The organism is Streptomyces sp. NPDC005574, assembly GCF_040605435.1.
Taxonomy (GTDB): domain Bacteria; phylum Actinomycetota; class Actinomycetes; order Streptomycetales; family Streptomycetaceae; genus Streptomyces.
Genome location: NZ_JBEXCW010000004.1, coordinates 1 through 15,300 on the forward strand (window position 1 = coordinate 1; position 15,300 = coordinate 15,300).

A 15,300-nucleotide genomic window follows, 5' to 3' on the forward strand; every position below is an offset into this window, starting at 1 on the left:
TTGATGTTGAGGATCAGGTCGGTGACGTCCTCCTTGACACCCGGCACGGTGGTGAACTCGTGCAGGACGCCGTCGACGCGGATGCTGGTGACAGCCGCGCCGGGGATCGAGGACAGCAGGGTACGGCGCAGGGAGTTGCCGAGGGTGTAGCCGAAGCCCGGCTCCAGCGGCTCGATCACGAACCGGGAGCGGAACTCGTCGACGACCTCTTCGGTCAGAGACGGACGCTGAGCGATCAGCATGTGTGGATCATCCTTTTTTCGTGGACGCCCGCTATTTGACGTCCGACAAAACCGCGCCACTCACGAGACACAGCGCGGGGGTACTGCAAGGGTACGGGCGATACGGCCCCTCGACGGGGTCGTACCGCCCGAAAACCTCGGACCGCAGGCGGCCGTGCGTCAGACGCGACGACGCTTGGGCGGACGGCAGCCGTTGTGCGGGGTGGGGGTGACGTCCTGGATCGAACCGACCTCGAGGCCGGTGGCCTGGAGGGAGCGGATCGCGGTCTCACGGCCGGAGCCGGGACCCTTGACGAAGACGTCCACCTTGCGCATGCCGTGCTCCTGCGCGCGGCGGGCGGCCGACTCGGCGGCCATCTGCGCGGCGAAGGGGGTCGACTTGCGCGAGCCCTTGAAGCCGACGTGGCCGGCGGAGGCCCAGGAGATCACGTTGCCCGAGGGGTCCGTGATCGAGACGATGGTGTTGTTGAACGTGCTCTTGATGTGGGCGTGCCCATGAGCGACGTTCTTCTTTTCCTTGCGGCGCACCTTCTTGGCAGCGCCCTGACGACCCTTGGGGGGCATCTAAATCTCCTACGGGAGGTGGTCGGTCCTACAGCGAAGACCGCTGGTGAGCGTCCGCTGAGGACTACTTCTTGCCCGGCTTCTTCTTGCCGGCGATGGCGCGACGCGGGCCCTTGCGGGTACGAGCGTTCGTGCTGGTGCGCTGACCGCGGACGGGCAGGCCGCGACGGTGACGCAGACCCTGGTAGCAGCCGATCTCGACCTTGCGGCGGATGTCGGCCTGGACCTCGCGGCGGAGGTCACCCTCGGTCTTGATGTTGCTGTCGACGTACTCACGAATCGCGACGAGCTGCTCCTCGGAGAGGTCGCGAACGCGCGTGTTCGGGTCGATGCCGGTCTCGGCCAGCGTCAGCTGGGAAAGGGTCCGGCCGATGCCGAACACGTAGGTCAGGGCGACCTCCACGCGCTTTTCGCGCGGGATGTCAACACCGGAAACGCGTGCCATTCAATGGCTCCAGTTGATCTTCGGAGGTCTTCCACAGAACCGGCTCCCAGCCGCCGTACCAGGTACGAACCGGGTCCCCGGCCTCCGAACCGGGGGTGTCGGACACCTGGGGTGTCCGGGTCCTGCGTATGAACGTGTACTGCTCGCGTCGCGCGAAGTTCTGCGGAGGTGCAGAGGGAACGCGGTCCTGCGTCAGCCCTGGCGCTGCTTGTGGCGCGGGTTCTCGCAGATGACCATGACCCGACCGTGACGGCGGATCACCCTGCACTTGTCGCAGATCTTCTTGACGCTCGGCTTGACCTTCATGGGGTGAGGTTCTCCGGGTCAGTTGCCGGCAGCCCCGCCTGATGCGGGACCTGGGCAAGATCTACTTGTATCGGTAGACGATCCGGCCACGCGTCAGGTCGTACGGAGACAGCTCCACCACGACCCGGTCGTCAGGGAGGATACGGATGTAGTGCATACGCATCTTGCCGCTGATGTGCGCCAGGACCTGGTGGCCGTTCTGGAGCTCGACCTTGAACATGGCGTTCGGAAGAGACTCGACGACAGTGCCCTCGATCTCGATGGCACCTTGCTTCTTGGCCACGCTTCGCCCTTCGAATCGACTACCTTGATCGGCTCCGTAGACCAGCATGCAGACATGCGGGTGCACCAGAGCCGACGAGTCAGTCTACGTCAGGGCATCCGGAAAGACGAATCGAGGAAGTCTGCCCCGGGCCGGAGGTCTTTAAGCAAGGGGATCCGGCGCGGCCGTGATGCCGAGCTCCGCCAGCTTGGCCCTGCCGCCGTCGGGAGCGGTCAGGACCAGCGGGCCCTGCTCGGTCAGGGCGACGGAATGCTCCCAGTGCGAGGACCAGGTGCCGTCGGTGGTGATGACCGTCCAGTCGTCTTCCAGGACCTTGGTCCGCGGGGTGCCCAGCGACACCATCGGCTCGATGGCCAGGCAGAAACCGGGGACCAGCTTCGGGCCCTTTCCGCGCCGCTTCTCCACGTAGTTCAGCAGGTGCGGGTCCATGTGCATCTCGGTGCCGATGCCGTGGCCGCCGTAGTCCTCGATGATCCCGTACTTGCCGCCGCCGGGCTTCGGCTGGCGGCGGATGTACGTCTCGACGGCCCGCGAGATGTCGACGAGCCGGTTGCCCGGCTTCATCGCCGCGATGCCGGCCCACATCGACTCCTCGGTGACCCGGGACAGCTCGATCAGCTCCGGGGAGTGACCGGAGCCCACGAACGCCGTGTAGGCGGCGTCACCGTGCCAGCCGTCGATGATCGCGCCGCAATCGACGGAGATGACGTCCCCGTCCTTCAGGACGACCTCGTCGGAGGGGATGCCGTGGACGACGACCTCGTTGACCGAGGTGCAGATCGTCGCGGGGAAGCCGCCGTACCCGAGGAAGTTCGGCTTGGCGTCGTGCTCGGCCAGCACCTTGCGCGCGACCTGGTCCAGATCCCTGGTGGAGGCACCGGGCACGGCGGCCTCCCGGGTCGCCGCGTGAATGGCGGCGACGACCAGTCCCGCCGCACGCATCTTGGCGATCTGCTCGGGGGACTTGATCTGCACCATGGCGGCGGAGGCCTTTCTCGGACCGGGAAAGAGTACGAACGCCTTCAACGATAAGGCTTCACGGCCGGCGGCCGACCGGCCCGCCCCGCACGCAGCAGCCGCGGCCCCCTTCGACAGGGAACCGCGGCCGAGGTTCTGCGACGACTACTTGTCGTCCTCGCCCCGCTTCAGCGCCTCCATGGCGCGAGCGGTCACATCCTCCACCTTGCCGAGCGCCGAGATCGTCACCACGAGGCCCTGGGCCTTGTAGTAGTCGATGATCGGCTCGGTCTGCGTGTGGTAGACCTCCAGCCGGGTGCGGACGGTCTCCTCGGAGTCGTCGTCCCGCTGGTAGAGCTCCCCGCCGCAGACGTCGCAGACGCCGTCCTTCTTCGGTGCCTTGTACGACACGTGGAAGACGTGCGCCGAGTCGTTGCGGCAGATGCGCCGGCCGGCGATCCGCTTGACGACCTCTTCCTCGGGGACCTCCAGGTCCAGCACCGCGTCCAGCTTCATGCCCTCGGACTTCAGCATCTCGTCCAGCGCCTCGGCCTGCGAGACGTTGCGCGGGAAGCCGTCCAGCAGGAAGCCGTGCACCGCGTCGGGCTGCTCCATGCGGTCCTTGGCCATCGCGATGGTGACCTCGTCCGGCACCAGCTCGCCCTTGTCCATGTAGGACTTCGCCAGCTTGCCGAGCTCCGTCTGCTTGCTGATGTTGGCCCGGAACAGGTCGCCCGTGGAGATGTGCGGGATCGACAGGTTCTTGGCGAGGAACGCGGCCTGCGTTCCCTTACCGGCGCCTGGCGGCCCGACGAGGACGATACGCATCAGCGGAGGAACCCTTCGTAATTGCGCTGCTGGAGCTGGCTCTCGATTTGCTTCACCGTCTCGAGACCGACACCCACGATGATCAGGATGCTTGTCCCACCGAACGGGAAGTTCTGGCTTGCCCCGAAGCCAACCAACGCCATCGTCGGTACGAGAGCGATCAGACCCAGATACAGCGAACCCGGCCAGGTGATCCGGTTGAGCACGTACGAAAGGTACTCAGCGGTCGGTCGGCCAGCCCGGATGCCCGGGATGAAGCCACCATACTTCTTCATGTTGTCGGCGACTTCCTCGGGGTTGAAGGAGATCGCCACGTAGAAGAACGCGAAGAAAACGATCAGCAAGAAGTACATGCTGATGTAAATCGGATGGTCGCCCTTGGTCAGGTTCTGCTCGATCCAGGTCTTCCAGCCGGAGTTGCTGCCGGAGAACTGGGCGACCAGTGCCGGGATGTAGAGCAGCGAGGACGCGAAGATGACCGGGATCACACCCGCCTGGTTGACCTTCAGCGGAATGTAGGTCGAGGTACCGCCGTAGGAACGGCGGCCGATCATGCGCTTCGCGTACTGCACGGGGATACGGCGCTGGGCCTGCTCCACGAAGACCACCAGGCCGACCATGACCAGGCCCACGAGGATGACGGTGCCGAACTCGATCCAGCCGCCGGCCAGCGTGCCCTGCTTCTTGATCGCCCACAGCGCGGACGGGAAGGTCGCGGCGATCGAGATGAACATGAGGATCGACATGCCGTTGCCGATGCCGCGGTCGGTGATGAGCTCGCCGAGCCACATCACGACGGCCGTGCCGGCGGTCATGCAGATGACCATGGTGATGGTCGTGAAGATCGCCTGGTCCGGGACGATGCTGGAGGCGACCGTGCAACCGGAGAAGAGCGCGCCGCTGCGGGCGGTGGCCACCAGGCCGGTGCCCTGCAGGATGGCGAGCGCCACCGTCAGGTAACGGGTGTACTGCGTGATCTTCGACGTGCCGGCCTGGCCCTCCTTCTTGAGGGCCTCCAGACGCGGGATCACCACGGTCAGCAGCTGCAGGATGATGCTCGCCGTGATGTACGGCATGATGCCGAGGGCGAAGATCGTGATCTGCAGCAGCGCGCCGCCACTGAACATGTTGACCAGGCCGAAGAGGCCCTGGTTGCCGGAGGCCTCGTCCACACACTGCTGGACGGACGTGTAGTTGACGCCCGGGATCGGAACGTGGGTACCGACGCGGTACACCACGATGATGGCGAGCGTGAAGAGGAGCTTCTTGCGCAGGTCGGGCGTCCTGAACGCCCGGGCGAACGCGGTGAGCACGGTGCCTCCTGCGACCCCCGCGCAACTGCGTCAAGGGTGACGGTCTTGAGAGTCCGATAGAAACGACGACGACATACGTAACGGTTGACTGCCGCCCAGGGTGCCCCAAGTGACGCACCCTGTGAAAGTAGGCAGTGCAGGTCACCTTACCGGCGAGACTGCCACCCTAGGAACGACCAACCGGGGATACCCCATTTGTGGGGCATCCCCGGTCGGGATCGCTCAAGTCATCGAGACGCCTGTGATGTTCAGACGAGCTCGGTGACGGTACCGCCGGCGGCGGTGATCTTCTCCTTGGCGGAGCCGGAGACGGCGTCGACCGTCACCTGCAGCGCCACGGAGATCTCGCCCTGGCCGAGCACCTTGACGAGGCTGTTCTTGCGAACGGCACCCTTGGCGACGAGCCCCTCGACGGTGACCTCGCCACCCTCCGGGTACAGCGCGCCCAGCTTGTCGAGGTTCACGACCTGGAACTCGGTCTTGAACGGGTTCTTGAAGCCCTTGAGCTTCGGGAGACGCATGTGGAGGGGCATCTGGCCACCCTCGAAGCGCTCCGGAACCTGGTAACGGGCCTTCGTGCCCTTGGTACCACGACCAGCCGTCTTACCCTTCGACGCCTCACCACGACCCACACGGGTCTTGGCGGTCTTGGCGCCCGGGGCAGGACGGAGGTTGTGGATCTTGAGCGGGTTGTTCTCCGCCATGATCAGTCGACCTCCTCGACCGACACGAGGTGGCGGACGGTGTGCACCATTCCGCGGAACTCGGGGCGGTCCTCCTTGACGACCTGCGAGTTGATCCCCTTGAGACCAAGGGAACGCAGGGTGTCTCGGTGGTTCTGCTTGCTACCGATGTACGACTTCGTCTGCGTGATCTTGAGCTGTGCCATTACGCAGCACCGGCCCCGGCACGCGCACGCAGCAGAGCCGCGGGAGCGACGTCCTCGAGGGGCAGGCCACGGCGGGCCGCGACCTCCTCGGGACGCTGCAGGCCCTTGAGAGCCGCCACGGTCGCGTGCACGATGTTGATCGCGTTCGACGAGCCGAGCGACTTCGACAGGATGTCGTGGATACCGGCGCACTCGAGCACGGCACGCACCGGGCCACCGGCGATGACGCCGGTACCGGGGGACGCGGGCTTGAGCAGCACGACGCCGGCAGCCTTCTCACCCGTGATCGGGTGCGGGATGGTGCCCTGGATACGGGGGACCTTGAAGAAGTGCTTCTTGGCCTCCTCAACACCCTTGGCGATGGCGGCCGGCACCTCCTTGGCCTTGCCGTAACCGACACCCACGGTGCCGTCACCGTCACCCACCACGACGAGCGCGGTGAAGCTGAAGCGACGACCACCCTTCACAACCTTGGCGACGCGGTTGATCGCGACAACGCGCTCAACGTACGCGGTCTTCTCGGCGGCGGCGTTGCCACCGTCGCGGCCCTTCCGGTCCCGCCGCTCGCCGCCACCGGCACCGCTTCCGCGGCGCTGGGGTCCAGCCATTGGATTACCTCTCTCTTTTTCCGCTAGCTACGCAGCGACCTAGGTCGCTAGCGCGACGGGCGACTCAGAACTTGAGTCCGGCTTCGCGGGCGGCGTCCGCCAGGGCGGCGATGCGCCCGGCGTACTGGTTGCCACCACGGTCGAATACGACAGCCTCGACACCGGCGGCCTTGGCGCGCTCGGCGACCAGGGCGCCGACCGACTTGGCCTGCGCGGACTTGTCGCCCTCGCCCCCACGGATCGTCGTGTCCAGGGTCGACGCCGACGCCAGGGTGTGACCCTTGATGTCGTCGATGACCTGGGCCACGATGTGGCGGTTGGAGCGCGTCACGACCAGGCGCGGACGCTCGGCCGTACCCGAGATGTGCTTACGGATCCGGATGTGGCGACGCTTGATCGCAGCGCGCTTGTAAGCGTCGCCCTTGAGGATCTTCTGTCCGTATGCCATGGCTTACTTACCCGCCTTTCCGACCTTGCGGCGGATGACTTCGCCCTCGTACTTGACACCCTTGGCCTTGTACGGGTCGGGCTTGCGCAGCTTGCGGATGTTGGCCGCAACCTCGCCGACCTTCTGCTTGTCGATGCCCTCGACCGAGAACCGGGTGGGGGCCTCGACCTTGAAGGTGATGCCCTCGGGAGCCTCGACAGTGATCGAGTGGCTGTAGCCGAGCGCGAACTCGAGGTTCGAACCCTTCGCCGCCACGCGGTAACCGACACCGCTGATCTCGAGCTTCTTCACGTAACCCTCGGTCACGCCGGTGATCATGTTCGCCACCAGCGTGCGGGACAGGCCGTGCAGGGCCTTGTTCTGACGCTCGTCGTTGGGGCGGGTGACGTTGAGAACGCCGTCCTCACCCTTGGCGATGTCGATCGGCGCAGCAACGGTGTGGCTCAGGGTCCCCTTGGGGCCCTTGACCGAGACCGTACGGCCGTCGATGGTGACGTCCACGCCGGCGGGAACCGTGATGGGGAGCTTGCCAATACGCGACATAGCTGTTTCCTCCGTTCCCTTCCGCTACCAGACGTAGGCGAGAACTTCTCCGCCTACGCCCTTCTTGCCGGCCTGCTTGTCGGTGAGGAGCCCGTGGGACGTGGAGATGATCGCCACGCCGAGGCCACCCAGCACCTTGGGCAGGTTGGTGGACTTCGCGTACACCCGGAGACCGGGCTTGGAGATCCGCTTGATGCCCGCGATGGAGCGCTCACGGTTCGGGCCGAACTTCAGCTCGAGGACGAGGTTCTTGCCGACCTCGGCGTCCTCGACCTTCCAGCCCGTGATGAAGCCCTCCTGCTGGAGGATCTCCGCGATGTGAGACTTGATCTTCGATGCCGGCATAGCCACGGAGTCGTGGTACGCCGAGTTCGCGTTGCGCAGACGCGTAAGCATGTCTGCGATCGGATCAGTCATGGTCATGAGTTGGCCTTCGGCCTCTCTCGCCGGGGTTTCCTGGTGCGCCATCCCTCTCCCCGATCCGAGACGGGACGGGTGCGGCGCGGTGGACCTACGGCGTAGTAAGTCGTACGGGCGGCAATCAGGCGCCCAACCCTCCAAGCCTAAGCCATGGAGAGGTGGGCACCTGACACGCCCAGTGCTTACCGAGAGCCCTGCAATCCCTTATTTAGGGGATTACCAGGAGCTCTTGGTCACGCCCGGCAGCTCGCCACGGTGAGCCATCTCACGAAGGCACACGCGGCACAGGCCGAACTTGCGGTACACGGAGTGGGGACGGCCGCAGCGCTGGCAGCGCGTGTAACCGCGCACGCCGAACTTGGGCTTGCGAGCAGCCTTCGCGATCAGAGCCTTCTTCGCCATCTCGTTCACGCCTCCTTGAAGGGGAAGCCGAGGTGACGAAGGAGCGCGCGGCCCTCAGCGTCGTTGGTCGCCGTGGTCACCACGGTGATGTCCATACCCCGGGTGCGGTCGATCTTGTCCTGGTCGATCTCGTGGAACATGACCTGCTCCGTGAGACCGAAGGTGTAGTTGCCACGGCCGTCGAACTGCTTGGGGGACAGACCACGGAAGTCGCGGATGCGCGGCAGCGCGAGCGACAGGGTGCGGTCCAGGAACTCCCACATGCGGTCGCCACGGAGCGTGACGTGGGCGCCGATCGGCTGGCCCTCACGCAGCTTGAACTGCGCGATGGACTTGCGGGCCTTGGTGACGGCCGGCTTCTGCCCGGTGATCGTGGTGAGGTCGCGGATGGCGCCCTCGATCAGCTTGGAGTCGCGGGCGGCGTCGCCCACACCCATGTTGACCACGATCTTGACGAGACCGGGGATCTGCATGACGTTCTCGTAGGAGAACTCCTCACGCAGCTTGCCCGCGATCTCCTCGCGGTACTTCGTCTTGAGACGCGGAGTGGTGGTGGTAGCCATCAGATGTCCTCACCCGTCCGCTTGGCAACGCGAACCTTGTTGCCCTCGTCGTCGAAGCGGTAACCGACACGCGTGACGACCTTGTTGCCGTCCTTCTCCACCACGAGCTGAACGTTGCTCACGTGGATCGGGGCCTCGGTCGTGACGATGCCGCCGGCCTGCGAACCGCTGGCGGTCGGGCCGGCCTTGGTGTGCTTCTTGACCCGGTTGACACCCTCGACCAGGACGCGGTCCTCACGGGGGAAGGCCGCGATGACCTTGCCCTGCTTGCCCTTGTCCTTACCGGTGATGACCTGAACCAGGTCGCCCTTCTTGATCTTCATGCTTACAGCACCTCCGGCGCGAGCGAGATGATCTTCATGAACTTCTTCTCGCGCAGCTCACGGCCGACGGGGCCGAAGATACGGGTGCCGCGAGGGTCGCCGTCGTTCTTCAGAATGACGGCGGCGTTCTCGTCGAAGCGGATGTACGAGCCGTCCGGACGGCGGCGCTCCTTGACGGTGCGAACGATGACCGCCTTGACGACGTCACCCTTCTTCACGTTGCCGCCGGGGATCGCGTCCTTGACGGTGGCGACGATGACGTCACCGATGCCCGCGTAGCGGCGACCGGAGCCACCGAGCACACGGATGCAAAGGATCTCCTTCGCACCAGTGTTGTCGGCGACACGCAGTCGCGACTCCTGCTGGATCACGTCTATCTCCTGTTTGTCTGCCGGTTCCCGGCAGGGGCCTCAGTGAAGAGGACCCCTGCCGAGCCTGGCGGAACTGTCCTGCCGGGTCGACCCCGCAGGAATTACTTGGCCTTCTCGAGGATCTCGACGACGCGCCAGCGCTTCGTCGCGGACAGCGGCCGGGTCTCCGCGAGGAGGACACGGTCGCCGACACCCGCGGCGTTCTGCTCGTCGTGCGCCTTGAGCTTGTTCGTACGGCGGATGACCTTGCCGTACAGCGCGTGCTTCACGCGGTCCTCGACGGCGACGACGACGGTCTTGTCCATCTTGTCGCTGACGACGAGACCCTCGCGGGTCTTGCGGAATCCGCGCGCCTCAGTGGTGTTCTCGGTCACGTTGCTCTCGCTCATCAGGCGCTCTCCACCGTCTCGATGCCCAGCTCGCGCTCACGCATCAGGGTGTAGATCCGCGCGATGTCCTTGCGGACCGCCTTCAGACGGCCGTGGTTCTCGAGCTGTCCGGTCGCCGCCTGGAAGCGGAGGTTGAACAGCTCTTCCTTGGCTTCGCGGAGCTTCGCGAGAAGCTCCTCGTCACCCAGCTCGCGCAGCTCTGACGCCTTCGTACCGGCCGACATCACGCTTCACCTGCCTCGCGCTTGACGATCCGGCACTTCATCGGCAGCTTGTGCGCTGCACGAGTGAGGGCCTCACGCGCGATCTTCTCGTTCGGGTAGGACAGTTCGAACATGACCCGGCCCGGGTGAACGTTCGCGATCCACCACTCCGGCGAACCCTTACCGGAACCCATGCGGGTCTCGGCAGGCTTCTTGGTCAGCGGGCGGTCCGGGTAGATGTTGATCCAGACCTTGCCGCCACGCTTGATGTGGCGGGTCATCGCGATACGGGCGGCCTCGATCTGGCGGTTCGTCACGTACGCCGGCGTGAGGGCCTGAATGCCGTACTCGCCGAACGAAACCTGCGTACCGCCCTTGGCCTGACCACGGCGCTTCGGGTGGTGCTGCTTGCGGTGCTTGACCCTACGGGGGATCAGCATGTCGGTCAGGCCTCCGTTCCGGTGCTCTCAGCCGGAGCGGCAGCGGCGGCGGGAGCGTCGGCCTTGGGGGCCTCGGCAGCCGGCGCGGACTGCTGCTGCGGCTTGCGGCCGCGGCCGCCACGCTCGCCACCACCGCCACCGCGGCCACCACGGCCGGCCGGGCGGTCGTTGCCACCACCACGGGCCGGGCGGTTGCCGGCACGGGCAGCGGCGTTCTCGGCGCGGACCTCGGCGATGTTCTTGACGTCGCCCTTGTAGATCCAGACCTTCACGCCGATGCGGCCGAAGGTCGTCTTGGCCTCGAAGAAGCCGTAGTCCACGTTCGCGCGGAGCGTGTGCAGGGGCACACGGCCCTCGCGGTAGAACTCCGAGCGGGACATCTCGGCGCCGCCGAGACGGCCACCGCACTGAATCTTGATGCCCTTGGCGCCGGCCTTCATCGTGCCCTGCATGCTCTTACGCATGGCGCGACGGAAGGAGACGCGGGAGGACAGCTGCTCGGCGACGGCCTGGGCAACCAGCTGAGCGTCGGTCTCGGGGCTCTTGACCTCGAGGATGTTCAGCTGGACCTGCTTGCCCGTGAGCTTCTCGAGGTCACCGCGGATGCGGTCGGCCTCGGCGCCACGGCGGCCGATGACGATGCCCGGACGAGCGGTGTGGATGTCCACACGCACGCGGTCACGGGTGCGCTCGATCTCCACCTTCGAGATGCCGGCGCGCTCCATGCCGGACGTCATCATCCGACGGATGGCGACGTCTTCCTTGACGTAGTCCTTGTACAGCTTGTCGGCGTACCAGCGGGACTTGAAGTCCGTGGTGATGCCGAGCCGGAACCCATGCGGGTTAACCTTCTGGCCCATTACCGGGTTCCTTCCTTGCTGCTGACGACCACGGTGATGTGGCTGGTCCGCTTGCGGATCCGGTAGGCGCGGCCCTGGGCACGCGGACGGAACCGCTTCAGGGTCGGACCCTCGTCGACGTACGCCTCGGAGATGACGAGGCTGTCGGCGTCGGTGTGGTCGTAGTTGTGTGCGGCGTTGGCAATGGCGCTGTCCAGCACCTTGCCGACCGGCACGCTCGCGGCCTGCGGGGCGAAACGCAGGACCGCCTGAGCCTCCGTGGCATCCATGCCACGGATAAGGTCCACCACTCGGCGGGCCTTCATGGGCGTGACGCGGATGTACCGCGCCTGGGCCCTGGCTTCCATGGTTGTCCTTCCAGTGTCTGTCATGGTCATTCCACCCCGCTACTAGCGGCGCTTCGACTTCCGGTCGTCCTTGACGTGACCCCGGAAGGTGCGCGTCGGCGAGAACTCGCCGAGCTTGTGGCCGACCATCGACTCGGTGACAAACACCGGAATGTGGGTCTTGCCGTTGTGCACCGCGATCGTGTGGCCCAGCATGGCCGGGACGATCATCGAGCGACGGGACCAGGTCTTGATGACGTTCTTGGAACCGGCTTCGTTCTGGGCGTCCACCTTCTTGATCAGGTGGTCGTCGACGAAGGGCCCCTTCTTGAGACTGCGCGGCATCTAAACCCGCTCCTAGCGCTTCTTGTTCGTCTTGCGGCGGCGGACGATGTACTTGTTCGAAGCCTTCTTCGGCGAACGAGTACGACCCTCCTTCTGACCCCACGGGGAGACCGGGTGGCGACCACCGGAGGTCTTGCCCTCACCACCACCGTGCGGGTGGTCAACCGGGTTCATCGCCACACCGCGAACGGTCGGACGGACGCCGAGCCAGCGCTTACGTCCGGCCTTGCCCCAGTTGATGTTGCTCTGCTCGGCGTTGCCGACCTCGCCGACCGTGGCGCGGCAGCGCTGGTCGACCAGGCGGATTTCACCGGAGGGCATACGAAGGTGGGCCATGGTGCCCTCCTTCGCCAGCAGCTGCACCGAGGCGCCTGCGGAGCGGGCGAACTTGGCGCCGCCACCGGGACGGATCTCGATCGCGTGGATCGTGGTACCGACCGGGATGTTGCGGAGCGCCAGGTTGTTGCCCGGCTTGATGTCGGCCCCGGGACCGTTCTCGACGCGGTCACCCTGCTGCAGGTTGCGCGGGGCGAGGATGTAGCGCTTCTCGCCGTCCGCGTAGTGCAGCAGCGCGATGCGCGCGGTGCGGTTGGGGTCGTACTCGATGTGCGCGACCTTCGCCGGCACGCCGTCCTTGTCATGACGACGGAAGTCGATGACGCGGTAGGCGCGCTTGTGGCCACCACCCTGGTGGCGGACGGTCACACGACCGGAATTGTTACGGCCGCCCTTGCTGTGCAGCGGGCGAACCAGCGACTTCTCCGGCGTGGACCGCGTGACCTCGACGAAGTCGGCGACGCTGGAGCCACGACGGCCCGGCGTAGTCGGCTTGTACTTGCGGATTCCCATTTCTCAGTCCTCGTCCGATATCGGACGATCCGGACCGCCGTCAGGCGGTCGGACCGCCGAAGATGTCGATACGGTCGCCCTCAGCGAGGGTCACGATCGCGCGCTTGGTGGAGGCACGCTGACCGAAACCGGTCTTCGTGCGCTTGCGCTTGCCGATGCGGTTGATCGTGTTGACCCCGGTGACCTTGACCGAGAAGACCGCCTGGACGGCCTGCTTGATCTGGGTCTTGTTGGCGCCCGGGGCGACGATGAACGTGTACTTGTTGTCGTCGAGAAGCGCGTAGCTCTTCTCGGAGACGACCGGCTTCAGCAGCACGTCACGGTGGTCCGTGTACGACTTGCTGATCGGCGTCTCGACGGTGTTCTTGCCCTCGGCCTCGTGGCGGCGCGCCTTGGCGACGCGCGCGACCTTCTTGGCCTTGGCGGCCTTCGAGGCGATGCTCGGGTGACGCGTAGCCATCAGGCTTCGCTCCCTTCGGTGTCAGCGGCCTTGGGGCCAGACACGAAGGACTCGAAAGCGGCCTGGGTGAAGACCACGTCGTCCGAGACGAGAACGTCGTACGTGTTCAGCTGGCCCGGCTCCAGGATGTGGATCTGGGGCAGGTTGCGGGCGGACAGCCACGCGGCCTCGTCGGCGCGGTCGATGACCAGGAGCAGGTTCTTGCGCTCCGAGATCTTGCCGAACAGCGTCTTGGCGGCCTTCGTGGACGGGGTCTCGCCCTCGATCACGCCGGAGACGACGTGGATGCGAGCGTTACGGGCCCGGTCGGTGAGGGCGTGGCGCAGGGCCGCGGCCTTCATCTTCTTCGGGGTCCGCTGCGAGTAGTCACGCGGCTGCGGGCCGTGGACGACGCCACCGCCTGCGAACTGCGGCGCACGGGTCGAACCCTGGCGGGCGCGGCCGGTGCCCTTCTGACGGTAGGGCTTCCTACCGCCACCGCGGACCTCGGCACGGGTCTTGGTCTTGTGCGTGCCCTGGCGGGCAGCGGCCAGCTGAGCGACGACGACCTGGTGAAGCAGCGGGATGCTGATCTTCTCGACGTCGAAGATCTCCGCGGGGAGCTCGACCGTCCCGGTCTTGTCGCCTGCCGGCGAAAGGATGTCAACAGTGCTCATCAGTTACCTCAGGCCCCCTTGGCCGCGGTGCGGACCAGGACGAGGCCGCCGTTCGGACCAGGAATCGCGCCCTTGATGAGCAGCAGACCCTTCTCCGCGTCAACGGCGTGGACGGTCAGGTTCTGGGTGGTGACCCGCTCGTTGCCCATGCGGCCCGCCATGCGGACGCCCTTGAACACACGGCCCGGGGTGGCGCAGCCACCGATGGAACCGGGAGAGCGGTGCTTGCGCTGGACACCGTGGCCGGCGCCGAGGCCCTTGAAGTTGTGACGCTTCATGACACCGGCGAAGCCCTTGCCCTTGCTCTTGCCGGTCACGTCCACCTTGACGCCGGCCTCGAAGGTCTCGGCGGTGATCTCCTGGCCGAGGGTGTACTCGCTGGCGTCAGCGGTACGGATCTCGACGAGGTGGCGGCGGGGGGTGACGTCGGCCTTGGCGAAGTGGCCCTTGAGGGGCTTGTTCACCTTGCGCGGGTCGATCTCGCCGAAGGCGATCTGGACCGACTCGTAGCCGTCGACATCGTTCGTACGGACCTGGGTGACGACGTTGGGGCCGGCCTTGACGACGGTGACCGGAACAACACGGTTGTTCTCGTCCCACACCTGCGTCATGCCGAGCTTCTCGCCCAGGATGCCCTTGATCTGCTTAGCCATTCTCAGATCACCGGCCTTCAGAGCTTGATCTCGATGTCGACACCGGCCGGGAGGTCGAGTCGCATCAGAGAGTCAACGGTCTTGGGAGTCGGGTCGAGGATGTCGATCAGGCGCTTGTGCGTGCGCATCTCGAAGTGCTCGCGCGAGTCCTTGTACTTGTGCGGCGACTTGATGACGCAGTACACGTTCTTCTCAGTGGGCAGCGGCACCGGGCCCGCGACCGACGCACCAGTGCGCGTCACCGTCTCGACGATCTTCTTCGCCGAGGAGTCGATGACCTCGTGGTCGTAGGCCTTGAGCCGGATGCGGATCTTCTGTCCCGCCATGGCTACTCAGTAGTCCTGTCTCTCGTAACGCTCTGGAACCCGGTATTCCGGCCCTTATGTCCGACCCACGCGGTCGGGTGTGTCGCGCTCTCACCGACACAGATGTCCCTCACGAGACATTCCCTGCTGGGAAGCACGGCCCTTCCGGAACCGCAAGCCGGGGGCGGAAACCCCACCGGGTGCCTGGCCGGCGCTGCACTGACACTTCCCGAAAGATTCCCGTACGTCCGTCCCAGCGCTGCCTGAGGGCAGTTGGGACGACGAGTACTGTGGGACTCGCTTCCGGTC

Annotated in this window: 28 protein-coding genes and 1 pseudogene; all 29 read right to left on the reverse strand. The window is 65.8% G+C overall.

Annotated features, from left to right (window positions below; translation table 11 throughout):
- Nucleotides 1-242, reverse strand: a pseudogene (locus tag ABZT03_RS04065) (DNA-directed RNA polymerase subunit alpha); the annotation flags it as partial.
- Between the two features lie 159 nt (nucleotides 243-401).
- Nucleotides 402-806: a 30S ribosomal protein S11 gene (gene rpsK, locus ABZT03_RS04070; RefSeq protein ID WP_003956432.1), complete on the reverse strand. Its 405-nt coding sequence runs from the start codon at nucleotides 804-806 to the stop codon at nucleotides 402-404.
- Between the two features lie 64 nt (nucleotides 807-870).
- Nucleotides 871-1,251, reverse strand: coding sequence for a 30S ribosomal protein S13 (gene rpsM / locus ABZT03_RS04075; RefSeq protein WP_328749708.1), 381 nt, complete (start codon nucleotides 1,249-1,251; stop codon nucleotides 871-873).
- A 192-nt stretch (nucleotides 1,252-1,443) separates the two neighbouring features.
- Nucleotides 1,444-1,557, reverse strand: coding sequence for a 50S ribosomal protein L36 (gene rpmJ / locus ABZT03_RS04080; RefSeq protein WP_003998809.1), 114 nt, complete (start codon nucleotides 1,555-1,557; stop codon nucleotides 1,444-1,446).
- 61 nt (nucleotides 1,558-1,618) lie between these two features.
- A complete protein-coding gene (gene infA / locus ABZT03_RS04085; protein ID WP_003948620.1) occupies nucleotides 1,619-1,840 on the reverse strand; it encodes a translation initiation factor IF-1 in 222 nt (73 codons plus the stop codon).
- A gap of 141 nt (nucleotides 1,841-1,981) precedes the next feature.
- On the reverse strand, nucleotides 1,982-2,818 hold the full coding sequence (gene map, locus ABZT03_RS04090; RefSeq protein WP_356033193.1) for a type I methionyl aminopeptidase: 837 nt from the start codon (nucleotides 2,816-2,818) through the stop codon (nucleotides 1,982-1,984).
- Between the two features lie 144 nt (nucleotides 2,819-2,962).
- Nucleotides 2,963-3,625, reverse strand: coding sequence for an adenylate kinase (locus ABZT03_RS04095; RefSeq protein ID WP_356033196.1), 663 nt, complete (start codon nucleotides 3,623-3,625; stop codon nucleotides 2,963-2,965).
- Nucleotides 3,625-4,938: a preprotein translocase subunit SecY gene (gene secY, locus ABZT03_RS04100; protein WP_356033198.1), complete on the reverse strand. Its 1,314-nt coding sequence runs from the start codon at nucleotides 4,936-4,938 to the stop codon at nucleotides 3,625-3,627. The genes ABZT03_RS04095 and secY overlap by 1 nt, the downstream gene beginning before the upstream one ends.
- Nucleotides 4,939-5,186: 248 nt before the next feature.
- The gene (gene rplO / locus ABZT03_RS04105) at nucleotides 5,187-5,642 is read right to left on the reverse strand and encodes a 50S ribosomal protein L15 (RefSeq protein WP_053746341.1); all 456 of its coding nucleotides are present in this window, start codon (nucleotides 5,640-5,642) and stop codon (nucleotides 5,187-5,189) included.
- A 2-nt stretch (nucleotides 5,643-5,644) separates the two neighbouring features.
- A complete protein-coding gene (gene rpmD, locus ABZT03_RS04110) occupies nucleotides 5,645-5,827 on the reverse strand; it encodes a 50S ribosomal protein L30 (RefSeq protein WP_046263519.1) in 183 nt (60 codons plus the stop codon).
- The gene (rpsE, locus tag ABZT03_RS04115) at nucleotides 5,827-6,435 is read right to left on the reverse strand and encodes a 30S ribosomal protein S5 (protein WP_356033202.1); all 609 of its coding nucleotides are present in this window, start codon (nucleotides 6,433-6,435) and stop codon (nucleotides 5,827-5,829) included. The genes rpmD and rpsE overlap by 1 nt, the downstream gene beginning before the upstream one ends.
- A gap of 64 nt (nucleotides 6,436-6,499) precedes the next feature.
- Nucleotides 6,500-6,883: a 50S ribosomal protein L18 gene (gene rplR, locus ABZT03_RS04120; RefSeq protein ID WP_020132625.1), complete on the reverse strand. Its 384-nt coding sequence runs from the start codon at nucleotides 6,881-6,883 to the stop codon at nucleotides 6,500-6,502.
- 3 nt (nucleotides 6,884-6,886) lie between these two features.
- Nucleotides 6,887-7,426 carry a 50S ribosomal protein L6 gene (rplF, locus tag ABZT03_RS04125; RefSeq protein WP_356033205.1) on the reverse strand — a complete coding sequence of 180 codons (540 nt, stop codon included), beginning with the start codon at nucleotides 7,424-7,426 and terminating at the stop codon, nucleotides 6,887-6,889.
- A gap of 24 nt (nucleotides 7,427-7,450) precedes the next feature.
- On the reverse strand, nucleotides 7,451-7,849 hold the full coding sequence (gene rpsH, locus ABZT03_RS04130) for a 30S ribosomal protein S8 (protein WP_030380853.1): 399 nt from the start codon (nucleotides 7,847-7,849) through the stop codon (nucleotides 7,451-7,453).
- 213 nt (nucleotides 7,850-8,062) lie between these two features.
- Nucleotides 8,063-8,248: a type Z 30S ribosomal protein S14 gene (locus tag ABZT03_RS04135; RefSeq protein WP_003948630.1), complete on the reverse strand. Its 186-nt coding sequence runs from the start codon at nucleotides 8,246-8,248 to the stop codon at nucleotides 8,063-8,065.
- A 5-nt stretch (nucleotides 8,249-8,253) separates the two neighbouring features.
- Nucleotides 8,254-8,811 (reverse strand): 50S ribosomal protein L5, encoded by a 558-nt coding sequence (rplE, locus tag ABZT03_RS04140; RefSeq protein ID WP_003974255.1) that lies wholly within the window; start codon nucleotides 8,809-8,811, stop codon nucleotides 8,254-8,256.
- Complete coding sequence (gene rplX, locus ABZT03_RS04145) at nucleotides 8,811-9,134, reverse strand: 50S ribosomal protein L24 (RefSeq protein ID WP_266519679.1); 324 nt, start codon at nucleotides 9,132-9,134, stop codon at nucleotides 8,811-8,813. The genes rplE and rplX overlap by 1 nt, the downstream gene beginning before the upstream one ends.
- Nucleotides 9,135-9,136: 2 nt before the next feature.
- Nucleotides 9,137-9,505 carry a 50S ribosomal protein L14 gene (gene rplN, locus ABZT03_RS04150; RefSeq protein ID WP_003998823.1) on the reverse strand — a complete coding sequence of 123 codons (369 nt, stop codon included), beginning with the start codon at nucleotides 9,503-9,505 and terminating at the stop codon, nucleotides 9,137-9,139.
- Nucleotides 9,506-9,606: 101 nt separating this feature from the next.
- On the reverse strand, nucleotides 9,607-9,894 hold the full coding sequence (gene rpsQ / locus ABZT03_RS04155; RefSeq protein WP_057602880.1) for a 30S ribosomal protein S17: 288 nt from the start codon (nucleotides 9,892-9,894) through the stop codon (nucleotides 9,607-9,609).
- Nucleotides 9,894-10,118, reverse strand: a complete 225-nt coding sequence (gene rpmC / locus ABZT03_RS04160) for a 50S ribosomal protein L29 (protein ID WP_003998824.1) — start codon at nucleotides 10,116-10,118, stop codon at nucleotides 9,894-9,896. Before rpmC ends, rpsQ begins: the two co-directional genes overlap by 1 nt.
- Nucleotides 10,118-10,537 (reverse strand): 50S ribosomal protein L16, encoded by a 420-nt coding sequence (gene rplP, locus ABZT03_RS04165; protein WP_010986348.1) that lies wholly within the window; start codon nucleotides 10,535-10,537, stop codon nucleotides 10,118-10,120. Before rplP ends, rpmC begins: the two co-directional genes overlap by 1 nt.
- A 5-nt stretch (nucleotides 10,538-10,542) precedes the next feature.
- Nucleotides 10,543-11,397 carry a 30S ribosomal protein S3 gene (gene rpsC, locus ABZT03_RS04170; protein WP_356033211.1) on the reverse strand — a complete coding sequence of 285 codons (855 nt, stop codon included), beginning with the start codon at nucleotides 11,395-11,397 and terminating at the stop codon, nucleotides 10,543-10,545.
- A complete protein-coding gene (gene rplV, locus ABZT03_RS04175) occupies nucleotides 11,397-11,744 on the reverse strand; it encodes a 50S ribosomal protein L22 (RefSeq protein ID WP_030619142.1) in 348 nt (115 codons plus the stop codon). The genes rpsC and rplV overlap by 1 nt, the downstream gene beginning before the upstream one ends.
- A gap of 42 nt (nucleotides 11,745-11,786) precedes the next feature.
- Nucleotides 11,787-12,068: a 30S ribosomal protein S19 gene (gene rpsS / locus ABZT03_RS04180; RefSeq protein WP_007384069.1), complete on the reverse strand. Its 282-nt coding sequence runs from the start codon at nucleotides 12,066-12,068 to the stop codon at nucleotides 11,787-11,789.
- 12 nt (nucleotides 12,069-12,080) lie between these two features.
- On the reverse strand, nucleotides 12,081-12,917 hold the full coding sequence (rplB, locus tag ABZT03_RS04185; protein ID WP_097285858.1) for a 50S ribosomal protein L2: 837 nt from the start codon (nucleotides 12,915-12,917) through the stop codon (nucleotides 12,081-12,083).
- Between the two features lie 40 nt (nucleotides 12,918-12,957).
- Nucleotides 12,958-13,377 carry a 50S ribosomal protein L23 gene (gene rplW, locus ABZT03_RS04190; RefSeq protein ID WP_356033214.1) on the reverse strand — a complete coding sequence of 140 codons (420 nt, stop codon included), beginning with the start codon at nucleotides 13,375-13,377 and terminating at the stop codon, nucleotides 12,958-12,960.
- Nucleotides 13,377-14,033, reverse strand: coding sequence for a 50S ribosomal protein L4 (rplD, locus tag ABZT03_RS04195; RefSeq protein WP_356033217.1), 657 nt, complete (start codon nucleotides 14,031-14,033; stop codon nucleotides 13,377-13,379). Before rplD ends, rplW begins: the two co-directional genes overlap by 1 nt.
- A gap of 8 nt (nucleotides 14,034-14,041) precedes the next feature.
- Nucleotides 14,042-14,686 (reverse strand): 50S ribosomal protein L3, encoded by a 645-nt coding sequence (rplC, locus tag ABZT03_RS04200; RefSeq protein ID WP_356033220.1) that lies wholly within the window; start codon nucleotides 14,684-14,686, stop codon nucleotides 14,042-14,044.
- A 17-nt stretch (nucleotides 14,687-14,703) separates the two neighbouring features.
- Nucleotides 14,704-15,012: a 30S ribosomal protein S10 gene (gene rpsJ / locus ABZT03_RS04205; protein ID WP_003948644.1), complete on the reverse strand. Its 309-nt coding sequence runs from the start codon at nucleotides 15,010-15,012 to the stop codon at nucleotides 14,704-14,706.
- Between the last annotated feature and the right edge of the window lie 288 nt (nucleotides 15,013-15,300).